This is a genomic window from Nonomuraea aridisoli (assembly GCF_003236395.1).
GTDB classification, from domain to species: domain Bacteria; phylum Actinomycetota; class Actinomycetes; order Streptosporangiales; family Streptosporangiaceae; genus Nonomuraea; species Nonomuraea aridisoli.
The window spans coordinates 15,800-37,661 of record NZ_POUD01000009.1 but is presented as its reverse complement, the minus strand read 5'-3'; the positions used below and the strand labels follow the sequence as shown (position 1 = coordinate 37,661).

General features: G+C 71.1%; 20 protein-coding genes. 12 read left to right on the top strand and 8 right to left on the bottom strand.

Going from position 1 to position 21,862, the window contains the following annotated elements; genetic code table 11:
- Nucleotides 1-108 precede the first annotated feature (108 nt).
- Entirely contained in the window at nucleotides 109-555 is a 447-nt protein-coding gene (locus C1J01_RS04075; protein ID WP_111176105.1) for a universal stress protein, read from the top strand.
- On the opposite strand, the gene soxR is transcribed toward C1J01_RS04075, so the two are convergent.
- A complete protein-coding gene (gene soxR / locus C1J01_RS04070) occupies nucleotides 530-1,033 on the bottom strand; it encodes a redox-sensitive transcriptional activator SoxR (protein ID WP_111176103.1) in 504 nt (167 codons plus the stop codon). The two genes, C1J01_RS04075 and soxR, sit on opposite strands and share 26 nt — an antisense overlap.
- Before the next feature lie 9 nt (nucleotides 1,034-1,042).
- Complete coding sequence (locus tag C1J01_RS04065; RefSeq protein WP_220039720.1) at nucleotides 1,043-1,474, bottom strand: Lrp/AsnC family transcriptional regulator; 432 nt, start codon at nucleotides 1,472-1,474, stop codon at nucleotides 1,043-1,045.
- Between the two features lie 56 nt (nucleotides 1,475-1,530).
- Here C1J01_RS04065 and C1J01_RS04060 point away from each other — a divergent pair, with 56 nt between their 5' ends.
- The 3 genes from C1J01_RS04060 (at nucleotide 1,531) to C1J01_RS04050 (ending at nucleotide 7,889) form a co-directional block, all read left to right on the top strand.
- A complete protein-coding gene (locus tag C1J01_RS04060) occupies nucleotides 1,531-2,436 on the top strand; it encodes an SMP-30/gluconolactonase/LRE family protein (RefSeq protein WP_111176101.1) in 906 nt (301 codons plus the stop codon).
- A 231-nt stretch (nucleotides 2,437-2,667) separates the two neighbouring features.
- Nucleotides 2,668-7,299, top strand: a complete 4,632-nt coding sequence (locus tag C1J01_RS04055) for a hypothetical protein (protein ID WP_111176099.1) — start codon at nucleotides 2,668-2,670, stop codon at nucleotides 7,297-7,299.
- Between the two features lie 5 nt (nucleotides 7,300-7,304).
- Nucleotides 7,305-7,889, top strand: coding sequence for a hypothetical protein (locus C1J01_RS04050; protein WP_111176097.1), 585 nt, complete (start codon nucleotides 7,305-7,307; stop codon nucleotides 7,887-7,889).
- Nucleotides 7,890-8,000: 111 nt separating this feature from the next.
- Here the strand turns inward: C1J01_RS04050 and C1J01_RS04045 are convergent, their stop codons facing one another.
- Both C1J01_RS04045 and C1J01_RS04040 read right to left on the bottom strand, forming a co-directional pair.
- Complete coding sequence (locus tag C1J01_RS04045; protein ID WP_111176095.1) at nucleotides 8,001-8,600, bottom strand: hypothetical protein; 600 nt, start codon at nucleotides 8,598-8,600, stop codon at nucleotides 8,001-8,003.
- The gene (locus C1J01_RS04040) at nucleotides 8,597-9,592 is read right to left on the bottom strand and encodes a C40 family peptidase (RefSeq protein ID WP_111176093.1); all 996 of its coding nucleotides are present in this window, start codon (nucleotides 9,590-9,592) and stop codon (nucleotides 8,597-8,599) included. The genes C1J01_RS04045 and C1J01_RS04040 overlap by 4 nt, the downstream gene beginning before the upstream one ends.
- 308 nt (nucleotides 9,593-9,900) lie before the next feature.
- Between C1J01_RS04040 and C1J01_RS04035 the strand changes: the two genes are divergently transcribed.
- The 8 genes from C1J01_RS04035 to dnaN all read left to right on the top strand — a co-directional run bounded on the left by C1J01_RS04035 (nucleotide 9,901) and on the right by dnaN (nucleotide 18,511).
- A complete protein-coding gene (locus tag C1J01_RS04035; RefSeq protein WP_111176091.1) occupies nucleotides 9,901-10,182 on the top strand; it encodes a hypothetical protein in 282 nt (93 codons plus the stop codon).
- Nucleotides 10,179-11,021, top strand: coding sequence for a DUF8175 domain-containg protein (locus tag C1J01_RS04030; protein ID WP_146615465.1), 843 nt, complete (start codon nucleotides 10,179-10,181; stop codon nucleotides 11,019-11,021). Before C1J01_RS04035 ends, C1J01_RS04030 begins: the two co-directional genes overlap by 4 nt.
- Entirely contained in the window at nucleotides 11,018-12,157 is a 1,140-nt protein-coding gene (locus C1J01_RS04025; protein ID WP_111176087.1) for a hypothetical protein, read from the top strand. Before C1J01_RS04030 ends, C1J01_RS04025 begins: the two co-directional genes overlap by 4 nt.
- On the top strand, nucleotides 12,144-13,637 hold the full coding sequence (locus C1J01_RS04020) for an SCO6880 family protein (RefSeq protein ID WP_111176085.1): 1,494 nt from the start codon (nucleotides 12,144-12,146) through the stop codon (nucleotides 13,635-13,637). The genes C1J01_RS04025 and C1J01_RS04020 overlap by 14 nt, the downstream gene beginning before the upstream one ends.
- 92 nt (nucleotides 13,638-13,729) lie before the next feature.
- A complete protein-coding gene (locus tag C1J01_RS04015) occupies nucleotides 13,730-15,130 on the top strand; it encodes a putative type IV secretion/conjugal transfer ATPase (protein WP_235854242.1) in 1,401 nt (466 codons plus the stop codon).
- 66 nt (nucleotides 15,131-15,196) lie between these two features.
- Nucleotides 15,197-16,627 carry a sensor histidine kinase gene (locus C1J01_RS04010; protein WP_220039718.1) on the top strand — a complete coding sequence of 477 codons (1,431 nt, stop codon included), beginning with the start codon at nucleotides 15,197-15,199 and terminating at the stop codon, nucleotides 16,625-16,627.
- A complete protein-coding gene (locus tag C1J01_RS04005; protein ID WP_111176081.1) occupies nucleotides 16,627-17,277 on the top strand; it encodes a response regulator transcription factor in 651 nt (216 codons plus the stop codon). The genes C1J01_RS04010 and C1J01_RS04005 overlap by 1 nt, the downstream gene beginning before the upstream one ends.
- A gap of 136 nt (nucleotides 17,278-17,413) precedes the next feature.
- Nucleotides 17,414-18,511, top strand: a complete 1,098-nt coding sequence (dnaN, locus tag C1J01_RS04000) for a DNA polymerase III subunit beta (RefSeq protein WP_111176079.1) — start codon at nucleotides 17,414-17,416, stop codon at nucleotides 18,509-18,511.
- Here dnaN and C1J01_RS03995 read toward each other — a convergent pair.
- The 4 genes from C1J01_RS03995 to C1J01_RS03980 all read right to left on the bottom strand — a co-directional run bounded on the left by C1J01_RS03995 (nucleotide 18,489) and on the right by C1J01_RS03980 (nucleotide 21,714).
- On the bottom strand, nucleotides 18,489-18,956 hold the full coding sequence (locus C1J01_RS03995; protein WP_111176077.1) for a MarR family winged helix-turn-helix transcriptional regulator: 468 nt from the start codon (nucleotides 18,954-18,956) through the stop codon (nucleotides 18,489-18,491). The genes dnaN and C1J01_RS03995 overlap by 23 nt on opposite strands.
- Before the next feature lie 9 nt (nucleotides 18,957-18,965).
- A complete protein-coding gene (locus C1J01_RS03990) occupies nucleotides 18,966-19,640 on the bottom strand; it encodes a FadR/GntR family transcriptional regulator (RefSeq protein WP_111176075.1) in 675 nt (224 codons plus the stop codon).
- Between the two features lie 100 nt (nucleotides 19,641-19,740).
- The gene (locus C1J01_RS03985; protein WP_111176073.1) at nucleotides 19,741-21,084 is read right to left on the bottom strand and encodes a helix-turn-helix domain-containing protein; all 1,344 of its coding nucleotides are present in this window, start codon (nucleotides 21,082-21,084) and stop codon (nucleotides 19,741-19,743) included.
- A 96-nt stretch (nucleotides 21,085-21,180) separates the two neighbouring features.
- Nucleotides 21,181-21,714: a PH domain-containing protein gene (locus C1J01_RS03980; protein WP_111176071.1), complete on the bottom strand. Its 534-nt coding sequence runs from the start codon at nucleotides 21,712-21,714 to the stop codon at nucleotides 21,181-21,183.
- Between the last annotated feature and the right edge of the window lie 148 nt (nucleotides 21,715-21,862).

Genomic DNA, 21,862 nt, shown 5'->3' with positions numbered 1-21,862 from the left:
GAACGGGCGTCCCGGCTCCTACATGTGACAAAACAGACAACCGACACGGGATGAGGGCTGATCGTTTCGGCGCTCTAGCGAGGGACTGAAGCGAAAGGGAAGAACGCCATGACCATCCTCGTCGCCTACGACGGCTCGGCCGACTCGCGGGCCGCCATCGAGTTCGCGGCCAAGCATCTCGCGGCCGAGTCCGCCGTCGTCATCACGGTGTGGGAGCCGCTGCTCGTGCAGCTCAAGAAGTATCCGCTGGCGGCCGGCTCGATCGACCCCGCCACCGAGGACGAGGCCCACGCCGAGGCCGAGCGGCACGCCAAGGAGGGGGCCGACCTGGCGCTCGCCGCGGGGCTCAAGGACGTCACCTATCGCGCGGTGGCCGACAACGAGTCGATCTGGAAGACGATCGTCGACGTCGCCGACGAGATCGACGCCTCGTTGATCGTGACCGGTTCGCGCGGCCTGGCCGGGGTCAGGTCGGTGCTGCTCGGCAGCGTCTCCAACCACGTGCTGCACCACGCGCACCGGCCGATGCTCATCGTGCCGCCGGCGAAGGCGTGACGGCGCAGCCCTGAGGCGGGCACAGCCGGGTGTCGATGCGTCGCGCGCCCGGCCCCTCCTCGCCCAGCCGGTCGTGCGGGTTGGCGACCGGGCACAGGTCGAGCGACAGGCAGCCGCAGCCGATGCAGTCGGTGAGGTCGTCGCGCAGCCGCTGGAGCTGCTCGATGCGGTCGTCGAGCTCGGTGCGCCAGGCCGCCGACAGCCGGGCCCAGTCGGCGCGGGTGGGGGTGCGCCCGTCGGGCAGCTCGGCCAGGGCGTCCTTGATGACCTTCAGCGGGATGCCGATGCGCTGGGCGAGCCTGATGAAGGCGACCCGGCGCAGGGTGTCACGGCTGTAGCGGCGCTGGTTGCCGGCCGTGCGCCGGCTGCTGATCAGACCCTTGGACTCGTAGAAGTGCAGGGCGGAGACGGCCACGCCGCTGCGTTCGGCGAGCTGGCCGACCGTGAGTTCCTTGGTGTTCCACGCGACCTTCGACATACCTGAACTTTACTTGAGGGTCCGTTCGACGAGCGTCTCCAGGACGACGATCGTCTGCGTCCCCGTCACGCCGTCCACCTCGAAGACCCGGCGCAGGACGTCCTGCAGCTCGCCGGTGCCGGACGTGCGGACCTTCAGCAGCAGGGACGCCGGGCCCGCGATGACGTGGGCCTCCTCGACCTCCGGGATCGCGGCCAGCGCGGGACTGCTGCTGCCCATCCACGCGCCGCCGTGCACCAGCACGTACGCCGTCACCGTGCGTCCGAGCGCCGCCTGGTCCACCTCGACCGTGGTGCGCCGGATCACCCCGCGTTCGCGCAGTTTCCGTACGCGCTCGTGCGCCGCCCCGCCGGACAGCCCCACGGCCTCGCCCAGCGCCGCGTACGACCGGGTCGCGTCTTCCTGCAGCAGGCCGATCAGCATCCTGTCGATGTCGTCCACAGCCGAATGCTATCTGGCTGTTCTGCCAAGACACCGAACGGCGTATGGTTTGTCGTATGGAAACGATCGCCACCGAGTTCGAGGTGCTGGACGAGCGGTTCGCCGGGGTCGGCGGAGACGACCGGATCGAGGTGCTCCATCGGGGCACCCGCTGGGCGGAGGGGCCGGTCTACTTCCCCGCCGGCCGGTTCCTGGTCTGGAGCGACATCCCCAACGACCGGATGTTGCGCTGGGACGAGATGACCGGCGCGGTCGGCCCGTTCCGCAGCCCGTGCGGCTACACCAACGGCAACACGCTCGACCGCGAGGGCCGCCTCGTCTCATGCGAGCACGGCGGCCGCCGCGTCACCCGCACCGAGCACGACGGCTCGATCACCGTGATCGCCGACCGCTGGCAGGGCAGGCGGTTCAACAGCCCCAACGACGTGGTGGTCCGCTCCGACGGTTCCATCTGGTTCACCGACCCGCCGTACGGCATCCTCAGCGACTACGAGGGCCACGCCGCCGAGCAGGAGATCGACGGCTGCCACGTCTACCGGGCCGACCCGGTGACGGGCGAGGTGCGCATGGTGGCCGGCGACTTCGCCCGGCCCAACGGCCTGGCCTTCTCGCTCGACGAACGGCGCCTCTACGTCGCCGACACCCCCGGCAAGCATGTGCGGGTCTTCGACGTGACCGACGACGGCACGCTGACGGGCGGCAAGGTCTTCGCCGAGGCCGACGACGGCTTCGACGGACTGCGGCTCGACAACACCGGCCGGATCTGGGCCTCGGCGGGGACGTTCGTGCTCTGCTTCGACCCCGACGGCACCCTGATCGGCCGGCTCCGGCTCCCGGAGTCCACGTCCAACCTGGTGTTCGGCGGCCTCAAGCGCAACCGGATGTTCGTCACGGCGTGCACCTCGCTCTACTCCCTGATGACCAACGTCACCGGCGCCCGCCCGATCTGGGCACGTCGCTGAGAAGCAAACACGCGGCGGCTGACCTGCGAAAACTTTCGGCGGGTCGTCGGCGATTCCGGCGTTCCCGCCCCTAATCTGATCATGCACGCCAAGGCAGCCGTGTAGTCGAAAGTCTCGAAGGCTCCCACGCGGTGCAGGCGGTCATCCCCTCTGACCGAATTTCTTTCATTCGGTGGATATTCGGTAGGAGGACAGTTGTCCGCGCCGTACGCAGATTTCATACCGCTACTCGTGCTGGCCGTCGTCGCTGCGGCCTTCCTCGCTCGCCGGTCCCGCAACCGGTCCTGGCCGCTCAAGGTGCTGCTGGTCACCGGTGCGGCGCTGTGGATGGCCCTGGCCGGAGGGTCGATGTGGCTGATGAGCCACGCGATCGCCGAGAGGCTGCCCAGCGCTCAGGTACCGACACGACACCCCTGCGCCGGGCAGGAGCCCAGGAGATTCGATGTCTCCCTGATCAACGTGCCGCTGTTCGTCAACCGCTTCGGTGACGTGGTGCCCGAAGGACGCATGTACGTCCTCGACAAGAACATCGCGGAGGTGCGCGCCACCTATGCGCGGGCCGCCGACCCGCGACTGGGATCGCTGAACGACCTGATCGAGCCGCTCACCCTGCGCGCCAACCAGGGCGACTGCATCAAGGTGCGCTTCACCAACCGGCTCAACGAACCGGCGCCGCCGCTGAACAGGGAGATCCGCGACAACGCGATCTTCACGCTGCCGGGCGAGGTCCTGCGGCGCCCCGGCACGGTGACCCCCCGACCGCGGGAGTTCGCGCCCGCCCTGAGCGTTCCGGAGATCGACTTCGACCCGGCGAAGGCCCCGAACGCCTCCATGCACTTCGACGGCCTCGACTACGACGTCAAGCGCTCGGACGGCACCGCGGTCGGCAACAACCCGGACTCCACCGCCCGGCCCGGCGAGACCATCACCTACAGTCTGCACGCCAACACGCAGGGGGAGTTCCAGTTCAAGGACGGGGCGGACTTCACCTCCCAGCAGACCCGGCCGATCGACCGCAACGGCGACGTGCGCTTCATCGGCTCGCACGCGTTCGGCGCCTTCGGCGTGTTCGTCATCGAGGAGCCCGGGGCGACCTGGGTGGACTCCCACACCGGCGAGCCGCTGGAGTCCGGGACGCGGGCCGTCATCAAGCGGCCGAACGGCGTGGACTTCCGTGAGCACGTGCTGTTCATGCACGACGAGGTGGAGGCCGAGCCCGGCATCCTCACCCGGTTCTGCCGCGCCAGGGACGATGTGCCATCGTCCAGTTCGGAGTGTGTGCGACCCACGAGAGAGCAGCTCAGGCTGCTGACCAGAGGCACGCTGCCCGGTCTCGGCGGTGGCGACGCCGACGCCCTGGTGCAGGGCGAGATCCCGGTCAAGCTCGAGTGGTTCGCCTTCAACTACCGCGCCGAGCCCGGGTACAACCGCGAGGAGGTGGGGTGCCCGGAGGCCAGGCGCAACGCTCAGGGGTTCGACGCCGAGCGCTGCATCGGTGAGGAGACGTCACTTTCCTCGTGGCCGTTCGGCGACCCGGGCGGCGGTGACCTGGTGTTCGAGAACTACCGCGCCGAGCCGACCCAGATCCGGCTGCTGAATCCCGCCGAGTTCGAGACCCACACCTTCCACTGGCACGTCAACCGCTGGATGTTCGACCCGGAGGACGAGGGCGGCATCGACGAGATCAGCCGGCCCGACCACCTCACGAGGAGGACCAACATCCTCGACGTGCAGGCGGTCTCCCCGGGAAGCCACTACGGCCTGGTGGCCCAGGGCGGCGCGGGGGCGGAGCGTGAGGGCAAGCCGGCGACCTTCGGCGACGTCATCTTCCACTGCCACCTCTATCCGCACTTCGCCACCGGCATGTGGGGTCTCAACCGCACGCTGGACAAGCTGTCGGACGGAACGCGGAAGAACCCTGACGGCACACCCGTGCCGCCGCTGTCGCCGCTGCCGGACTTCGACTATCAGCCGGAGATCCCCGGCCGTCAGCCGCCGCCGGCACCCACGCCGCAGATGCCGGGCTTCCCGTTCTTCGTCCCGGGGGTGTTCGGCTTCAAGGCGCCCAAGCCGCCGCTCGGGGTCGAACAGCGGGCGCCGGACGGAGACTTCCCGCCCACCCCTCTGGAGAGGGCGGCGGCCGACCCGGGCGCGCAGATGCCGGGGGCCTTCTTCCAGGATCCGTGTCCTCCGGGCCGTCCTGTCAAGGTGTTCAAGGTCGCGGTCATCCAGATCGAGCAGCAGTACAACCCGGAGTTGGAATGGACCAACCCGCAGGCACGGGTCTACGTCCTGCAATCCGACAAACGGGCGGTGCTGAACGGCAAGAAACCGGAGCCCTTCGCGCCCATCCTCAACGTCGGCGACTGCGTGGTCTACAAGATGACCAACGAGTTGCCCCGAAGATTCGGCGGTACGGTCTTCGACCGCCTGCAGATCACCAACGAAGTCAGCATTCACCAGCACATGGTGCATTTCGACGTGCTGTCGTCCGACGGAGCCGCCAACGGCTGGAACTACGACCAGGGCGCCGACACAGGTGACACGATCATCTTCCGCGCTTACGTGCACGACAACGTGAAGACGAACTCGTTCCACGACCACTTCTTCCCGAACGTCCATCAGAAGAACGGTCTCTTCGGCGGCTCGACCATCCACCCGGCCGGGTGCGTGCCGGCACTGCCGCACTCCAGAACGAGGCCGGTCATCGGAACCGTCTTCGACGTGCACTGCGAGCCGACGATCGACGTCAACAACCAGCCCACGGACGGTGTCGACTACCGCAACTTCTCCCTCTTCATCGAGGACCACGTGCCGTTGTTCCAGCCGAACGACCCGAGGACACGTGACGACGACAGATTCGAGACCCGGTTCGGGGTGCCGATCTTCCCGGCCAAGTTCCCGTCGAGCAACGACGACCAGGGCGGCATGGGGGTCAACTACCGGTTGGAGCCGTTCGAGGCCCGCAGGGACAGGGACCCGGCGAACCTGTTCGACTCGAGGGTCCACGGAGATCCGTTCACCCCGTTGCTGCGGGCGTTCCAGGGCGACCCGGTGAAGTTCCGGCTCTTCCAGCTCTCCCAAGAGGAGTCGCACGGATTCAACCTCGACCAGTTCCGATGGAGGTTCGAGCCTGAGGATCCCGAGTCGAACGTCGTCGGGGCACAACACATCGGCATGCTCGAATACTTCGACGTGGTTCCGCCGGCGGACGATCCACCGCCGCCCCCGACAGGGGAGATGCGGGTGCTCGACTACCAGTACAACTACGCGGGCGCGGACGACTGGTTCCTCGGGGACTGGGGACTGTTCCGCATCTTCTCGTGCTCCAATCCGAGCTCCGGGAGGGCGCCGATCCGCGAGCTGCCGGACTTCCCGCGGGACACCTGCACGGGTGAGGACGGCGAGCCCGACGACCGGCTGACCGAGTTGGTGTCGGCTCGGCACCAAGCCCGGCCGACACATTGCCGGACCGGCCAGAACCGGACCTTCGACATCATCGCCATGAACAAGGACATCACCTACAACAAGTCCGGCGATCACGACCCGAACGGCCTGATGTACGCGCTGGCGTCCGACGAGCAGGCATTGCGTGACGGCACGAAGAAACCCGAGCCACTGGTGATCAGAGCGAACGCGGGCGACTGCGTGACGGTCAACTTCACCAACAAGCTCGATCCGCGGAAGATGCGACCGCACTGCCACGAGGCGCTGGAACCGGGGCAGCTCGGCTTCAAGAGGAACGAGGTGCGCTTCCCGCAGTGCCTCCAGCGACCGCCCCGGGGCGAGGAGAACGTGCCCGGCTTCAAGCCCTTCCCGGTGAGCGCGAAGGCGTCGATCAGCCCGCAACTCGTCCAGGCGCTGCCGCCCAAGGCGGTGGCACCCGGGCGCAGCATCCGGTACCACTGGACGCTGCCCAGGGACACGGTCGGGATGGCGCTGCTGCGGGACCACGCCGACGTGCAGAACCATCTGCACCACGGCCTGTACGGGGCGCTGATCATCGAGGCGCCCGGCTCCGCGTATCTGGACCCGAAGACCGGCCGGCCGCTGAGCAGCGGCACCAGCGCGGTGGTCACCCACCCGACGAGGCCGGACTTCCGGGAGAACATCGTCCTGATGAACAGCGACCTGGCGCTGTTCCGCAAGGACACGAACAACAACCCGATGGACGACAAGCCGGTGCCGGACAACTTCGACCTGGTGCTCGAACCGAGCCGGGAGGCCGACGACCCGGAGGACCAGGGGGAGTTCTCCATCAACTACACGAACGAGCCCTGGTCGCACCGGTTCGCGGTGGACCAGAACATCACCAACATCTTCAGCTCCCTCGTGCACGGTGACCCGGCCACGCCGGTGTTCGAGGCGTACGCCGGCGACAGGACGGTCTTCCGGGTCGGACAGGCCGTGGGCGACCCGCGCTCCACGAGCTTCGCCCTGCACGCGCACACCTGGCGCCGGTCGCCCGCCGACCCGCAGTCCCAGATCGCGGCCACCCAGGGGCAGTTCAACCCGGGCAGTGTCTACAACATCGTTCCCGGCGTGGTCTACGACATCGTCGCCGACCCGGCGAGCACCGGTGGGGCCGGTGGGTACCGCCACGTGCCGGGCGACTACCTCTACCGCTCCAGCACGCTGCCGCGTCACCTCAACGGTGGACAGTGGGGGCTGTTCCGGGTGCACGCCACGCTCCGGCCGGACCTGATCCCGCTGCCCGACCGCCGGACGCGGGAAGGGGACCGGGAGCGGGTCGAGCAGCGGCCGCCGTACGAGCGCGATGAGGGCCACGAGCCCGCCGAGTCGGAGCTGCCGTACGCGTGGTTCGGCGCGGCGGGTCAGAGCAACGGGCGGCGGTCGCGATGAGACTGATGAGCAGGCTCAGGCCCGAGCACGACCAGCAGCCCGGTGCTCCGGCCCGCCGGCCGGCCTCGGCCGGACGACGCAGGCCGCGCACATCCGCGGGGCTGACGCCGTTCCGCCACGGCCTGCTGCTCGGTGGCTGTGTCGGGATGACGTTCGCCCTGGCCATCGGGGTGGTCGGCTTCCTCGTCACCCGGCCGACGGCGCCGTCGGCGCCGGTCGCCGGCCCGGCGGCCGGTGTGCCACCGGCGGCTCTGGGAGCGGCCGCGGCCCGGTCGGCGGCCGCGATCGACGTGACCGCCACCCACCTCGGTGACCTCCAGGTACGGATCGAGGCCCAGGTGAGTGCGCCGCGCACCTACGACCCGATCACCAGGGCGCAGGTCGTCGCCTGGACGGACATGGTCGCCATGCCGATGGCCCACAAGGAGGGGCCCATCGTCATGACCGAGGTGCCCGGGCGACCCGGCACCTACCAGGCGCTCACGAAGGTGGCGATGGTCGGGGAGTACAACATCACCGTTGAGACGCGCCAGCCGATGGCGTCCAAGGCCGACAAGCGGCTGGACGTGCAGGAGGTCAGCAAGGGCTGAGGCCCGCACTTGCCGAACGCGCCGTGGCCGGTTCCACGCGGAGCCGGCCACCGCGCCTTTCTGTTCTGGCCTGTTCTCGGCGGACGCCGGGCCGGTCCGGGCGCGGCGAGGTCAGCGCAACGTGACGGCGGCGACGCGCCAGGGGGCGCAGCGCCGGTCGCGGTGCAGGGCGACGAACGCCGTCATGGTGAGCGGCCGGCCACGCCAGCCGTCGGCGCCGATCGGGGTGACGGCGAGCTGCCACTGGCGGTAGGCGTGGGTCGCGGTGTCGGGTGGCCGCGTGTCACGACCTGCCGTCAGGGTCGGCCGCGTGCGCGCGCGGTGGGCGGCCCACGTGGTCCAGGCGGCATCCGTGCCGACCCGCGGGGCGGTCCGCAGGTCCGCCAGGTAGTCCGGGCTCAGCCAGCCGGCGGCGCGCAGGACGGCATCGCGCTGGTCGCGGTCGGCGGTGGTGTCGATGCTCCACATGGTGGTCAGGACGGCGGTGCTGACGGCGTCGGCGTCGCGCTGGTCGATCGTGCCGGGATCCGGGGCGGCCGGGTCCGGGGCGGCGGTGGTGGCCGCGTGGCCGGGCGCCGCCGAGGGCTGCCGAGTCGGTGTCACCCGTACGAGGGCGGGCCCGGTGGCGACGCATCCGGCGAGCGTGAGGGTCGTGGCGGCGACGACGGCCGTGACGGTGGGCGGTACGGCGTTTCGGGGCCGCGGGCTCATGCGTACCTCCGGATGGTCCAGGCGGCTGAGGCGAAGGCGCTCAAGGGGGCGATGCGGACGACGTCGCCGGGGCGGGGCGCATGGATCACCTGGCCACGGCCCATGTAGATGACGATGTGGCTGATGCCGCCGCCGTCGCGGTGGTCGATGCCGATGACGTCGCCGGGCAACAACTGGTCGCGGGGGACCGGGGTGCCGTACTCGGTCGCCTGGGCGGCGGCCAGGTGGGGGAGCTGGACGCGACCGCCGGAGGCGGCCCAGACGGCATGGAGGACGAGGCCGCTGCAGTCGAAGCCGACGATGCCGCTGCCACCGCCGATGCCGGGGGTCGGACCGCCTGGGCCGCCGCCGCCCCAGGCGTAGGGGGTGCCCAGCCAGCGCTCGGCGGTGGCCACCACGGCGGCGCCGAAGCGGGTGGCGCCGATCGCCGTGGTCGACGTGTCGGTGTAGTGCGCGACGCGGGCGAGGACGCGGCGGACGTACTCCTGGGTCTCCGGATAGTGCGGGATGCCCTGGTGGCGCAGCACCGCGGCGGGGCCGGCGTTGTAGGCGGCGAGCATGTTGGAGGTCACGTCCCCGGGCAGCCGCGCGAGGGTGCGGGCGAGGGCGCAGTCGTACCGCGCCATGGCCATGATCGCGTCCTCGGGGTCGTCGGGGCTGGTGACGCCGTCGCCGTCGGCGTCCCGGCCGTAGCCGGTCCAGGTGGCGGGCATGAACTGCGCCATGCCCTGCGCGCCCACGCTGGACCGGGCCGTGGGCCGCCAGCCGCTCTCGGCCTCCACCTGGGCGGCGATGAGCGGTGGGCTGACCTGCGGGCACAACCGGCCGGCCCGGCTGATCCACGCCTGGTAGGCGGCGGGGACGGTGCCGGGACGCAGCGAGGCCGCCGGGCCCGGCCCCTGCGGACGACCGCTCAGAAGGATCACCAAGCCGATCAGGAGAGCCAGGAACGCGGCCGTCGCCACGATGGCCAGTTTTCCACCCTTATTCATGACGAACGCGCCCCGATGCCTCTTCTCGCCGCCATTTCAATTTCGTCAACGCGGGCTACCGGCCATTGTGGATGTCGCATCGAGAAAGGTGTCGCTCATGGCCGACCGTGATCCCGCGCAGTAAGGTTTTACCTGGTCAACGGCCCGTGTGGCCGGTTATTCGGATGGTCGGCCGCTGCGGGCGCCCCAGTTTTGGGAGAAATAGGGCGGGGCTTGGTCACTTCTCTACGAGCATGCACTCTGGGACACGGTCATGGGGCCGGCGAATTGCACCAGATCATCGCATCCGATCACACCGGAGGACCTTCATGACGCATGTGCTGTCCGATCTGCTCCTGCTCACCGGCGTTCCGGACCCGGGCGTGGGGACGCCGCCACCCGGATCGGAGAAACTCCTGACGGCGCTGGGCTGGGCGGCGTGGATCGTGACCGGGGTGTGCGTGGCCGGCGTGATGGGCGTGGCCGCCCGGATGGCCCTGGTCCACCACCGCGGCGAGGGCGGCCGGCACGCGGCGGGGCTGGCGTGGGTGATGGCCGCCTGCGTGCTCCTCGGCTCGGCCTCCGGCCTGGTGGGCGCCCTGCTGTCATGACCACGACCAGCCGACGATCCTCCGAGCCGCCCGATCTCTCCACCCCGGCGTCTCCGCGCGTCCCGCGCGGTGCGGCGTTCTGGGCGGCAACCGTTTTCGTGGCCCTGCTGGCGGTGCCGACCGTGATCGTGCTCGCGCTGCCCGACCGCGACTCCACCGCCGACCGGCAGCCGCCGCCCGCTCCGTCCGGCTCGACCGGACCGGCGTCGGCGGCCGCCCCGCCGCCCATGCCCTCCACGTCGTCCATGCCGTCCACGCCGTCCATGCCGTCCACGCCGTCCGCCACGGGGCCGGGCCGGTGCCCGGCCACCCCCGTCTCCCGGACGTTGCCGACGCGGCCGCCCGACGACGTCGTGTGGACGGTGTTCCACGGGGTCGCCGAACCCGCCTCACGCGAGCACGGCCCGCACCGCAGGGAGGGCGACGTGAGCCGCTGCTACACCCGTACGCCGACCGGCGCGCTGATCGCCGCCTGGCAGATCGCCACGAGGTTCGTCCTGGCCGACGACTGGCGGCGCGTCGTCAGGCTGCAGGTGATGCCGGGCTCCGGCCGGGACGCCTACGTCGCTCAGCGAAGCCGGGTGCGTACCGACACCGGCCGGGCCGCCGGCGGCTACGGGCAGCTGGCCGCCTTCGCGATCGCCTCTTACACCCCTGAGGTGGCCACCGTCCAACTGGTCTCCCGCTTCGCGGCCACGGGGCATCTGCAGGTCAACACCGTCACCGTGGTGTGGAGCGGCGACGACTGGCGGTTGCGGCTGCAGCCCGACGGGTCGATCAGCCCGAGCCTGCAGGCGGTGACCTCGCTGGCGGGGTTCGTGCCCTGGGGAGGGGTGTGATCGCGATGAGGTCCGTGCCGTCGCTCGCCCCGGACCCTGGCCTGTGCGACCTGCCCGGGGCCGATGCGGTCTGCGCGGGGATCGGCGGCGCCGGCGAGGGCGGCGCCGGCGGCGGCGCGATCGAGGAGCTCGCCGCTGCGCTGCAGGAGGCCCAGGTCAAGGTCCTGAGCATGATGGCCGACTTCTCCGCGAGCACCGCCCCGGGGCCGCCCCTGTCCGACAGCGTCGGTCCGGTGGCCTGGCTGCAGGAGCGTACGCACTGGTACGTCGCCCTGCTGGCGGTGCTGGGTCTGATCATCGCCGCGGGCCGGCTCGCCCTGTGGCGGCGGGCCGAGCCCGCGGTGCGGGCCATGGCGGGCCTGCTGACCCTGACGGTGGTCACCGGCTGCGGGACGGCGGTGATGTCGCTGCTGGTCGAGGCCGGGGACGCCTACTCCGGTTGGATCATCGGCCAGGCGCTGTCCGGCGCCGATTTCTCCGCCGCGATCACTCGGCTGGCGAGTTTCCAGAGCCTGACACTGCCCCCAGGTCTGATGATCATCCTGGCCTTCGTCTCGATCATCTCCTGCGTCCTGCAGATCATGCTGATGCTGGCGCGCGTCGTCGTGCTCGGGCTGCTGGCCGGGATGTTGCCGACGGCGGCCGCCCTGAGCGGCACCCAGGCGGGGCGCGTCTGGCTGACCCGCATCGCGGTCTGGGCGCTCGCCTTCGCCCTGTACAAGCCCGCCGCCGCGACGGTCTACGGCTATGCCTTCCTGGCCATGGGGACTCCGGCCTCCGAGCTGGCGCAGCTGTCCGGGATGTTGGTGATCATCCTGGCGGTCGTGACGCTGCCGGCGCTGATGCGGCTGCTGTCCCCGGCGATCAGCGCGGTCGGCTCCGGAGTCGGCGGTTCCGGCGCCGCCATGACCGTCTGGGGCGTCGCCACCGGAGCCCGGGTCCTGCCCGCGCTCGGCAGGAACCACTCCGCCGGCTCCGGCGTGGACGCGGACAGGGCCGCCCGCCCCGCCGGGCCGTGCGGCGCACGCGCGACCGGACCCGCGACGGACCCCCTGGGCAACGCCCCGAGCGCCGCCGTGGCCACGAAGAGCACCCAGCCAGCCCCACGAGAAGGAGGACCGGATGGCGACCACTGACTCCGAGCGCACCTACGGCAACTGGCGTCGCCCCGCCAGCCCGGGGATCGGCGAGCTGGGACTGATGGGCACCCTGCTGCTCCTCGGCGGCCTGGTCGCCTGCCTGATCACCATGATGGTCTCGCTGCGGGCCGCGCTGGTCCTCGCGGCGGCCATCGCCTTCGTCCTGGCGCCGATGTTGCTGGTGCGCGATCGGCATGGCCGTACCGGCCTGCAGATCGCGGTCGCCCGCCTGTCCTGGCTGCGCGGTCGCGGGCGCGGCCGGCACCTGTACCGATCGGGACCGCTCGGCTTCACCCACGCCGGCGCCTTCCAGCTGCCCGGCCTGGCCGCCTGCTCGCACGTCGTGGACGCCACCGACTCCCGCGGCCGCGACTTCGGCCTGATCGTCGTGCCGACGACCGGTCATTACACGGCGGTGTTCGAGGCATCCGTGGACGGGGCCGCGCTGGTCGACGGCGACCAGGTCGACACCTGGGTGGCGCACTGGGGCCAGTGGCTGGCGGGCCTCGCCTACGAGCCGTCCCTCGTGGCGGCCACCGTCACCATCGAGACCGCGCCCGACCTCGGCACCCGGCTCCGGCGCGAGGTCGCCGACAACCTCTCACCCGACGCCCCGGCACTGGCGGCGGCCGTCCTGAACGACGTCGTACGGACCTACCCCGCCGGATCCGCGCAGGTCTCCACCCGGATAGCCGTCACCTACGCCGCGAACCCGCGCGGCGGCCGACTCCGCACCACCGAGGCCATGACCCGCGAGATCGCCACCCGCCTGCCCGGCCTGACCGCCGGGCTCAGCATGGCAGGCGCGGGCGCCGCCCGGCCCATGACCAGCGCCGAGATCGCCGAGGCGATCCGGATCGCCTACGACCCCGCGAGCCACCCGCTGCTGGACGCGGCCCGCTCCGGCGGCGAGCCGCTCGCGCAGCCCTGGGACCAGATCGGCCCGGCCGCCGCCCAGGAGGCCTGGGACCACTATCGGCACGACTCCGGGGTCTCCGTCACCTGGGGGATGAGCGAAGCCCCCCGGGGCGAGGTGCTCTCGCCGGTGCTCACCGATCTGCTCGCCCCGCACCGCGACATCACCCGCAAGCGGGTCTCCCTGCTGTACCGGCCTTACGACCCGGGCAGCGCCGCCCGCCTGGTCGAGCGCGACCGCAAGGACGCCCGCTTCCGCCTCGGCGGCGCCAACGCCGCCGCCCGCGACACGGTGGCGGTGGCCGCCGCCGACCAGAGCGCCCGCGAGGAGGCCAAGGGGGCGGGCGTGGTGCGCTTCGCCATGCTCGTCACCGCCACCGTCCCGCGGCCGGAGGACCTGCCCGCGGCCGCCGCCGCGATCGACACACTCGCCCCGTCGGCGCGGGTAAGGCTGCGCCGCATGTACGGCGCCCAAGCCGCCTGTTTCGCCGCCGCGCTGCCCCTCGGCCTGGTCCTGCCCGACCACCTGCGGGTCCCCACCTTCGTCCGGGAGGCGATGTGACCTCCTCTGAGATGCCAGGTAGGAATCGCACCTCCCCGCCTTTCGGCCGACGGCCCGGCGCGCGCGGGTACGGCGGGCGCGGCGGTGGCCGCGTGCCGTACGTGGAGGCGCCACCGGAATGGCGCGGCACCACCGTCCAGGTGTGCGGGCTGTGGCCGTTCGGGGTCGGGTCCAGCACACCGGCGATCGGCGTGCCGCTCGGGCGTGAGCTGACCGGCGGCGCGACCCTGTGCTGTGACCCGATCTCGTGGTTCGCCCGCGCCGGGCTGATCCACAACCCCTCCGAGCTCGTCCTCGGCAAGCCGGGCCTGGGCAAGTCGACCCTGGTCCGCCGCCAGGTCGTCGGCCTGGCCGGCTACGGCGTGATCCCCCTGGTGCTGGGCGATCTCAAGCCCGACTACACCGATCTCATCGCCGCCATGGGCGGGCAGATCATCAAGCTCGGCCGCGGACTCGGCGCGCTCAACGTGCTCGATCCCGGCGAGATCGGCGCCGCCGCCGCGCGGCTGTCCGGCCTGGACCGCGAACGGCTGCTGGCCGACGCGCACGGCCGGCGTCTCAACGCCGTGGCCGCCCTGATCACCATCGTGCGCGGCCGGCCCGTGGCCGACACCGAACGCACCATTCTCTCGGCGGCGCTGCGGGTGCTGGACGAGCGCCACCACGGCGTGCCGATCCTGCCCGACCTGATCCACGTCATCGACGTCGGCCCCGACCCGGTACGCGCGGTCACCCTGGCCCGCGGCAGCGACGAGCGCTATCGGCACGTCGTCGACCCCCTGCACGCCTCCCTGCTCGGACTGCTGGACGGGCCGCTCGGCGACGCCTTCGCCCGGGCCACCACCACCCCCATCCGGCTGGACACCCCGGCCGGGATCTGCATCGACATCTCCGGGATCGACGAAGCCGATCAGGAGCTGCAGGCCGCGGTGCTGCTGGCCTGCTGGTCGGAGGGGTTCGGCGCGATCGAGGCAGCGAACGCCCTGGCCGATGCCCAGCTGGCGCCGCAGCGTCGCTTCTGGGTGGTGCTGGACGAGTTGTGGCGCGTGCTGCGGGCCGGGCGCGGCCTGGTCGACCGGGTCGACGCGCTCACCCGCCTGAACCGGCAACGAGGCGTCGGCCAGGCGATGATCACGCACACCATGAGCGACCTGCTGGCCCTCACGGAGGAGGCCGACCGGCTCAAGGCCCGGGGCTTCGCCGAACGCGCCGGCCTGATCATCTGTGGCGGGCTGCCCGAGGCCGAGATGGCCTCGCTCACCCAGGTCGTGCGGATGTCCGCGCACGAGCAACGCATGATCGTCGACTGGTCCACCCCGCCCAGCTGGGACAGCGCCCGCGATCGCGACGGCGAGCCCCCGGGCCGGGGGAAGTTCCTCGTCAAGGTCGGCGGCAGGCCCGGCATCCCGGTCCACATCGACCTCACCCCGGCCGAGCTGGCGGTCAACGACACCAACAAACGCTGGGCACTCTCCACCACCCGCCAGGTGTGAACGTCGCAGAAGATGTGGTGCTAGGTACAGTGACCGGGAATGTCCGGTTACCGCAGACTGGAGAGCATGCTTCGAAGGTTCGGCCGGCTCGCGGTCCTGCTCGCGCTCGCCGGCGTCCAGGTGCCGGCGGTGGCCCTGGCCGCCGTCATGTTGCTGCTGTCGTTCGCGCTGGGCATGGTCTTCCTGTTCCCGCCGCAGGTGCGGATGGTCAGGCGGGTCGCCCAGCTGCACCGGCGGCTCGTGGCCCGCTGGACGGGCCTGGCCATCGAGCCTCCCTACCTGCCCGCGCCGCCGCCTCCCGTGCCGCAGGCCGACGGGATGTACCGCTCCGACCGTACGCTCTACAAGACGCCGCGCGTGCCGGCCTGGAACGACCGGTTCAAATGGCTGCTCACCGACCCGGCGACCTGGCGCGACGAGGTCTGGCTGCTGTTCGACCCGCTGGTGAAGGTCGCGCTGGTGCCGCTGTTCCTGGTGATGCCCGGACGCGGCATGCGCGTCTACGCGCTCTGGGCCGACCTGCTGCTCGGCGCGACCGCGGCCAGCCGCCTGGCCGGCCAGGTCAGCCACCTGAGGCGGACGCGCAACCTCGCCGCCGACTCCCAGGCCGCCGAGATGCGCCGCATCGAACGCGACCTCCACGACGGCACCCAGGCCAGGCTCGTGGCGATCGGCATGACCCTCGGCGCCGTCGAGCAGCTGGTCGACACCGACCCGGACGCCGCCAAGGCGCTGCTGGCCAAGGCCCGCGACGCCTCCTCCGAGACCCTCACCGAGCTGCGCCGGGTCATCCGCGGCATCCACCCCCCGGTGCTGGCCGAGCGCGGCCTGCCCGACGCCGTACGCGCCCTCGCCATCGACAGCCCGCTGCAGGTCACGGTGAACGTCGACCTGCCGCACCGGCCCGACGCGCCCGTGGAGGCCGCGGTCTACTTCGCCGTCAGCGAGCTGCTGTCCAACGCCGCCCGCCACGGGGACGCCCGTACCGCGACCGTCGACATCAGCGCCCACGGCGGCGCGCTGCGCGTCACCGTCACCGACGACGGCATGGGAGGCGCCGACCCGTCGAAGGGCAGCGGACTGGCCGGCATCGAGCGCCGGCTGGCCGCCTTCGACGGCGTGCTCGCCCTGCACAGCCCTCCCGGGGGCCCCACCACGGTGACCATGGAACTGCCGCGGGTGCTGCCCGAGTATTGGTTCGGCGAGCTGCCCGAGATGCCGCGCTGGAAGTCGGCCCTGGTCATCGGGTTGTGGGCGACGGCCTGGTGCCCGACCTTCCCGCAGGGCCTCGTGGCCGGCGGCCACAAACTCCTCGGGTACGACGGCGACAACCCGAGCTGGTTCCTCGCCCTGCACCTGCCCGAGCCGCTGCAGTGGCCGGCGATTCTCGGAATGACCGCGGTCGGTGTCATCATGCATGCCATGGCCGTCCGCATCCCCGCCAGACACAACCGCGACCCCTGGCTCGGGCAGCTGCTCCCGCGGCCCATCTGCTGATGAGCCGCGTACTCGTCGCCGAAGACCTCTACCTGCTCCGCGACGGCCTGGTGCACCTGCTCCAGGCCCACGGCTTCACGGTCGTGGGCGCCGTGGAGAGCGGCCCCGAGCTGCTGAAGGGTCTGCTGGAGCTGCGCCCCGACGTCTCCATCGTCGACGTGCGCCTGCCGCCCACGTTCACCGACGAGGGCCTGCAGGCCGCGCTCGCGGCCAGGAAGCAGGTGCCCGGCCTGCCCGTGCTCGTGCTGTCCCAGCACGTCGAGCAGCTCTACGCCCGCGAGCTGCTGGCCGACGGCTCGGGCGGGATCGGCTATCTGCTCAAGGACCGCGTCTTCAACGCCGAGCAGTTCGTCGACGCCGTACGCCGCGTGGCCGCGGGCGGCACCGCCATGGACCCGGAGGTGATCGCCAAACTCCTGGCCAGCAACGCCCGCAACGAACCGCTGGCCGCGCTCACGCCCCGCGAGCGCGAGGTCCTGGAGACGATGGCCGAGGGCCGCTCCAACGCCGCCATCTCCCAGCGGCTCTACCTGAGCGAGAGCGCCGTCGCCAAGCACACGGCCTCCATCTTCGCCAAGCTGGGCCTGGCCCCTTCGGAAGACGACAACCGCCGCGTCCTCGCCGTCCTCGCCTACCTCAACAACCGCTGACCGCCGGCAGCCGCCTCGCCAAGCACCCCCTCGAACCCCCGGCAGACGCCCACCCATCTCCTGCGGACGGCCGGGAGTTGTCGGTGGCACCGGCTATTTTCATAGAGCACGGCGCGCGACGAAGAGGTGGTATCAGGTGAAAATCCGGGTTAACCGCGATGTTCTGGCTGATGCGGTGGCATGGGCCGCCCGCGTCCTGCCGAGCCGCCCCGTCGTCCCCGTTCTCTCCGGGTTGCTGCTGGAGGCGGGCGACGAGCTGACCCTGTCCGCTTTCGACTACGACGTCTCCGCGCGGGCTGCGGTCGACGCCGACGTGGCCGAGGAGGGCAGGGTGCTGATCCCCGGCCGGCTGCTGGCCGAGATCAGCCGCAGCCTGCCCGACGACGACGTCGAGATCGTCACCGATGGCCAGGAGGCGGTGCTGACCTGCGGGAGCGCGGAGTTCGGCCTGATCACGATGCCGGTCGAGGACTTCCCGACGCTGCCCGCGATGCCGCCGGTCGTCGGCGCCGTCGGCGGCGGGGTGTTCGCCTCCGCGGTGGGCCAGGTCGCCCCCGCGGCCAGCCGCGACGACACGCTGCCGATGCTCACCGGCATCCGCATCGACATCGAGGGCGAGTCGGTGGCGATGGCGGCGACCGACCGCTACCGCATCGCCGCCCGCGACTTCACCTGGCGCCCGGCGGCTCCCGACGTCGCCGTCTCGGCCATGGTCCCGGCGAAGGTGCTGGTCGAGGTGGCCAAGTCACTGCGCGGCGGCGAGGTGGCGGTCGCGATGGGCGACGGCGTGGCGGGCTTCGAGAGCGTCGGGCGCAGCACGACCGTGCGCCTGCTCGACGAGCAGTTCATCGACTACCGCTCGCGGCTGACGTCCGACTGGTCGATCCGGGCCGATGTGGCGGTGGCGCCGTTCGTGGGCGCGATCAAGCGCGTCGCGCTGGTGGCCGAGCGCAACACCGCGATCCGCCTGTCGTTCAGCCAGGGCCAGGTGCTCATCCAGGCGGGCGGCGGCGACGTCGGCCGCGGCGCCGAGACGGTGCCGTGCGAGCTGCGCGGCGACGACATCCAGATCGCCTTCCAGTCGCAGTTCCTGCTCGACGGACTGACCGGCATCGAGACCGAGCTGGCCCGCATCAACCTCGAGTCTCCCACCAGGCCCGCCCTCATCCAGGACGTCCCGGGCGACGCCCAGCCGGCCTTCCGCTATCTCGTCATGTCTCTGCGTCAGAGCTGAGCCCCGTCTGGCGCTCGGCGACCAGCCGGAAGACCCTCTTGAACTCCGCGTACGCCTCCTCGCCCACGGCCCGGGCGTGCTCCGCCTCGATGGCGGCGAGGACGGCGTCCGTCGCGGCCGTCAGTTCGCGCCCTCTCGCGGTGGGCACGACCAGCTTGGCCCGCCGGTCGTCGGGGTCGGGCCTGCGTTCGACGTACCCCAGGGCGGCCAGCTCGTCGACGAGGGTGCCGATCACCTGCTTGTGCTGCCCCGACTGCGCGGCCAGGTAGGTGGCCCGGCTGCCGGCGTCGTCCAGATAGGCGAGCACCGCGCCGTGCCGTGGCCGCAGCCCGGGAAAGCCCAGCTCGGAGATCTTGGTGAACAACTCCCGCTGCAGGCTGAACAGCGTCCGGCTGGACAGGATGCCGAGATCGGGGTCCTGTCGCTTACGCCGGCTCCTGCCCACGGGCGGGGGTCAGGACTCGGTGAGGGCGATGAGGATGTGCTCCATGCAGGCGTGGCCGGCCCGCTCGGCCGCCGCCGCGTCGCCGGCCGCGATGGCCCGGGCGATCGCGTCGTGCGGGATGTAGCTCTTGTTCAGCGACGTGCCGGCCGCGGTGATGCTGGCCCGCAGCGCCGCCGAGAAGTCTTCGTACAGGTCGATCAGCACGAGGTTGTGCGTGGCGTGCGCGACCGCCATGTGGAAGGCCAGGTCGGCCTCGACGAAGCAGTCGGGGTCGTCGAGGTCCCAAGCCCGCTCCCGCTCGGCCAGCGCCTCCTCGATGCGGCGGATGTCCTCGTCGGTGCGTCGCGTGGCCGCCAGCCGCGCGGCCTCGACCTCGAGCGCACGGCGCACTTCGAGGATCTCGAGCTGCTCGGCCTGACGCAGCCGGCGCAACATCGCGCCGGACAGCTCACTCGTCGCCCGGACGTACGTGCCGTCGCCCTGACGGCACTCCAGCAGCCCGGCGTGTGTGAGCGCGCGCACGGCCTCGCGAACGGTGTTACGCCCCACTCCCAGCTGCTCCGCGAGCACCGTCTCCGTGGGGATCTTGCCGTTCATGTGCCAGGATCCTGATGTGATCTGCTCCTTGAGCTGATCGATCACCTGGTCGACGAGCGAAGCCCGCTGCGCCGTACGCAGACTCACAGTCCGCCTCCTCCGGGAAAGCCAATCATCCTATGAGTCAATGACTGGGGGACTCCCATTATTCCAGACTCAATAGGCGCAAACCTGGAGCTCCCGGAGGTTAGCGAGAAACTACGGCGTCGGTCGTCACCCCGGCCATGGCCGAGCGCACTCCGGCAGCTTCGAGCGCCTTACGATATGCCGCCGTCTGCTCTGCTCGGTACGCGGTCCTGCCGTACAGGTCGCCGAGCTCGCGCCAGCAGCGCGCGGCCGGACGGTCGGAGCCGAAGACCGGGCGGTCGAGCGAGTCGAGCAGCTGCTGCGCGCTGCGCAGGTGGTCGAGGGCTTCGCCGTCCTGGTCGAGCGCCACGGTGGCCAGCACGAGGTGGGCCTCGGCCGCGGTCGTGCCCGAGTGGTCGGGGGTGAGCCCCAGCGCCGCAACGGCCAGCTCGCCGGCGCCCACCGGGTCACCGGCCCGCAGCCTGACCCGCGCGTGGACGACCAGGCTCTCGCCGTGCTCGCGCGTGGTCGCGGGGAACGCCGCGAACACCCGCGCCGCCGCGCCGACGAGCCGCTCGGCCTCGTCGATCTCGACCGTGGCTCCTCTGGCCCAGTGCATCGCCGTACGGGCGAGCCGCAACGCGATCCGGGACTCCCGCCCCGCCATGATCGCGTCGTCGGCCAGCCGCACGGCCAGCGCGGAGTCGTCGCCCGCGGCGGCGGCGGAACTCGCCTGCCACAGCGCGGTGATCTCCGCGGAACGGTCCATAACCACGGGCACACCGGTGACGCCGAGCACCTGCCGGACGTAGGCACTGGCGGGGGAGTCGCCCTCGCGCTCGCTGCGCGCCTCGACGAGCGCCGCGGCCAGGTCGACGGCGATCTCGCCGTGCGTGATCGACAGCCGCTCGGCCTGCACCAGCGCGGCGGCGGCCAGGTCGCGGGCGCGCAGCCGGTCGCCGGCCTGCTGGTAGCAGCGGCTCAGCGCGATCGTGAGCGGCAGGTCGGCCAGCCGCTCGGGGTGGGCCGCGGCCTCGCGGCGCAGTCGTTCGAACGCCTCCACCGCCTGCCCGAGCCGGCCCTGGGCCTCCAGCGCGCGCGCCCGGCCGAACCGCGCCTGCGCGGTCAGCATGGCGTTCTCCTCGTCGGCCACCTTCACGATCTCGCTGAAGCGGTCGGCGGCGACGGCGGGATCGCCGTGGTGCAGCTCAAGCTCGGCGTGACGCAACCCGAGCTCGGTGTCGATGCGCTGCCGAGGCTCGATCCCGTGAAGGAGGAACTCGGTGGTGCATCCGAGCCGCTCGGCCAGGAGCCGTGCGACTACCGGAGTGGGCGTGCGCTTGCCGGACTCGATCAGCGAGACATAACTGTCCGACAGGTCGGGTCCGGCCAGCTGGGCCTGGGACATCCGCCTGTTCAGCCGCAGTCCGCGGACGCGGTCACCGATGGTTCCCTGACTCGGCATCTCATCTCTCAAGGCGGGGAAGGGTCAACAACAGGCAATGATTGCATGAAGTAGCCGAATCTGGTATCCCCACATGAAGAATTTGCCACGGGGAGATTAATCGTCGCCGTCGTCCTTGCCAGGGAAAAGCATCTGGCAGACCTCGAGATACAAGGTCTCCGGATACGGAATGTATTCGACCGTTGACAGAGCCTGGTCTTGACCGGCTGACTCGAGGATGAACTCACCGTAACCGAGCATGCGCCCAAGTAGCGATCTTTGGAAGCTCATGTCGGTGACCTTCGCCAGGGGCATCATCGCGACCTTGCGCGTGATCAGCCCGGTGGTCAGCAACATGCGCTTGGAAGTCACCACAAAGTAATCGACCGACCACTCGGCGACTTTCCATACAAAGCGGATCAACAGCAGCAGCCAGAGCCACCACACGACCACGAGAGCCGTGCCGCCGCCTTCGTTGCTGCCGAAGAACCTGCTGAGCAGCCCGGCGATGATCAGGCCGCCGAGCACCTCGGCGACGGGACGGAGCAGGATGGCCGGGTGCCGGCGCACCATGATGACCGATTGTTCGTGGGGGAGGAGGTAGCGGTTGACCGACGATGGAGCGGAGTCCCCGTGGGTCACCAGTCTCATGAGAGGTTGTTCACGAATTGAGCCAGCGAGTCGGCTGCGTTGACCACCGTGTCGAACGCCCCTCTCACCGCGTCCGCGGCATCAGCTGGTCGCGCGAACAGGTAGTACGCCACAAATGCGATACCACCGTATGTGAGGACTTTTTTGA

Bases quoted from the DNA above. Each gene is read 5' to 3' on its own strand.
- C1J01_RS04075 (WP_111176105.1), top strand. From the start codon at position 109: ATGACCATCCTCGTCGCCTACGACGGCTCGGCCGACTCGCGGGCCGCC.
- soxR (WP_111176103.1), bottom strand. From the start codon at position 1,033: ATGTCGAAGGTCGCGTGGAACACCAAGGAACTCACGGTCGGCCAGCTC.
- C1J01_RS04060 (WP_111176101.1), top strand. From the start codon at position 1,531: ATGGAAACGATCGCCACCGAGTTCGAGGTGCTGGACGAGCGGTTCGCC.
- C1J01_RS04050 (WP_111176097.1), top strand. From the start codon at position 7,305: ATGAGCAGGCTCAGGCCCGAGCACGACCAGCAGCCCGGTGCTCCGGCC.
- C1J01_RS04045 (WP_111176095.1), bottom strand. From the start codon at position 8,600: ATGAGCCCGCGGCCCCGAAACGCCGTACCGCCCACCGTCACGGCCGTC.
- C1J01_RS04040 (WP_111176093.1), bottom strand. From the start codon at position 9,592: ATGAATAAGGGTGGAAAACTGGCCATCGTGGCGACGGCCGCGTTCCTG.
- C1J01_RS04035 (WP_111176091.1), top strand. From the start codon at position 9,901: ATGACGCATGTGCTGTCCGATCTGCTCCTGCTCACCGGCGTTCCGGAC.
- C1J01_RS04030 (WP_146615465.1), top strand. From the start codon at position 10,179: ATGACCACGACCAGCCGACGATCCTCCGAGCCGCCCGATCTCTCCACC.
- C1J01_RS04020 (WP_111176085.1), top strand. From the start codon at position 12,144: ATGGCGACCACTGACTCCGAGCGCACCTACGGCAACTGGCGTCGCCCC.
- C1J01_RS04010 (WP_220039718.1), top strand. From the start codon at position 15,197: ATGCTTCGAAGGTTCGGCCGGCTCGCGGTCCTGCTCGCGCTCGCCGGC.
- C1J01_RS04005 (WP_111176081.1), top strand. From the start codon at position 16,627: ATGAGCCGCGTACTCGTCGCCGAAGACCTCTACCTGCTCCGCGACGGC.
- C1J01_RS03985 (WP_111176073.1), bottom strand. From the start codon at position 21,084: ATGCCGAGTCAGGGAACCATCGGTGACCGCGTCCGCGGACTGCGGCTG.
- C1J01_RS03980 (WP_111176071.1), bottom strand. From the start codon at position 21,714: ATGAGACTGGTGACCCACGGGGACTCCGCTCCATCGTCGGTCAACCGC.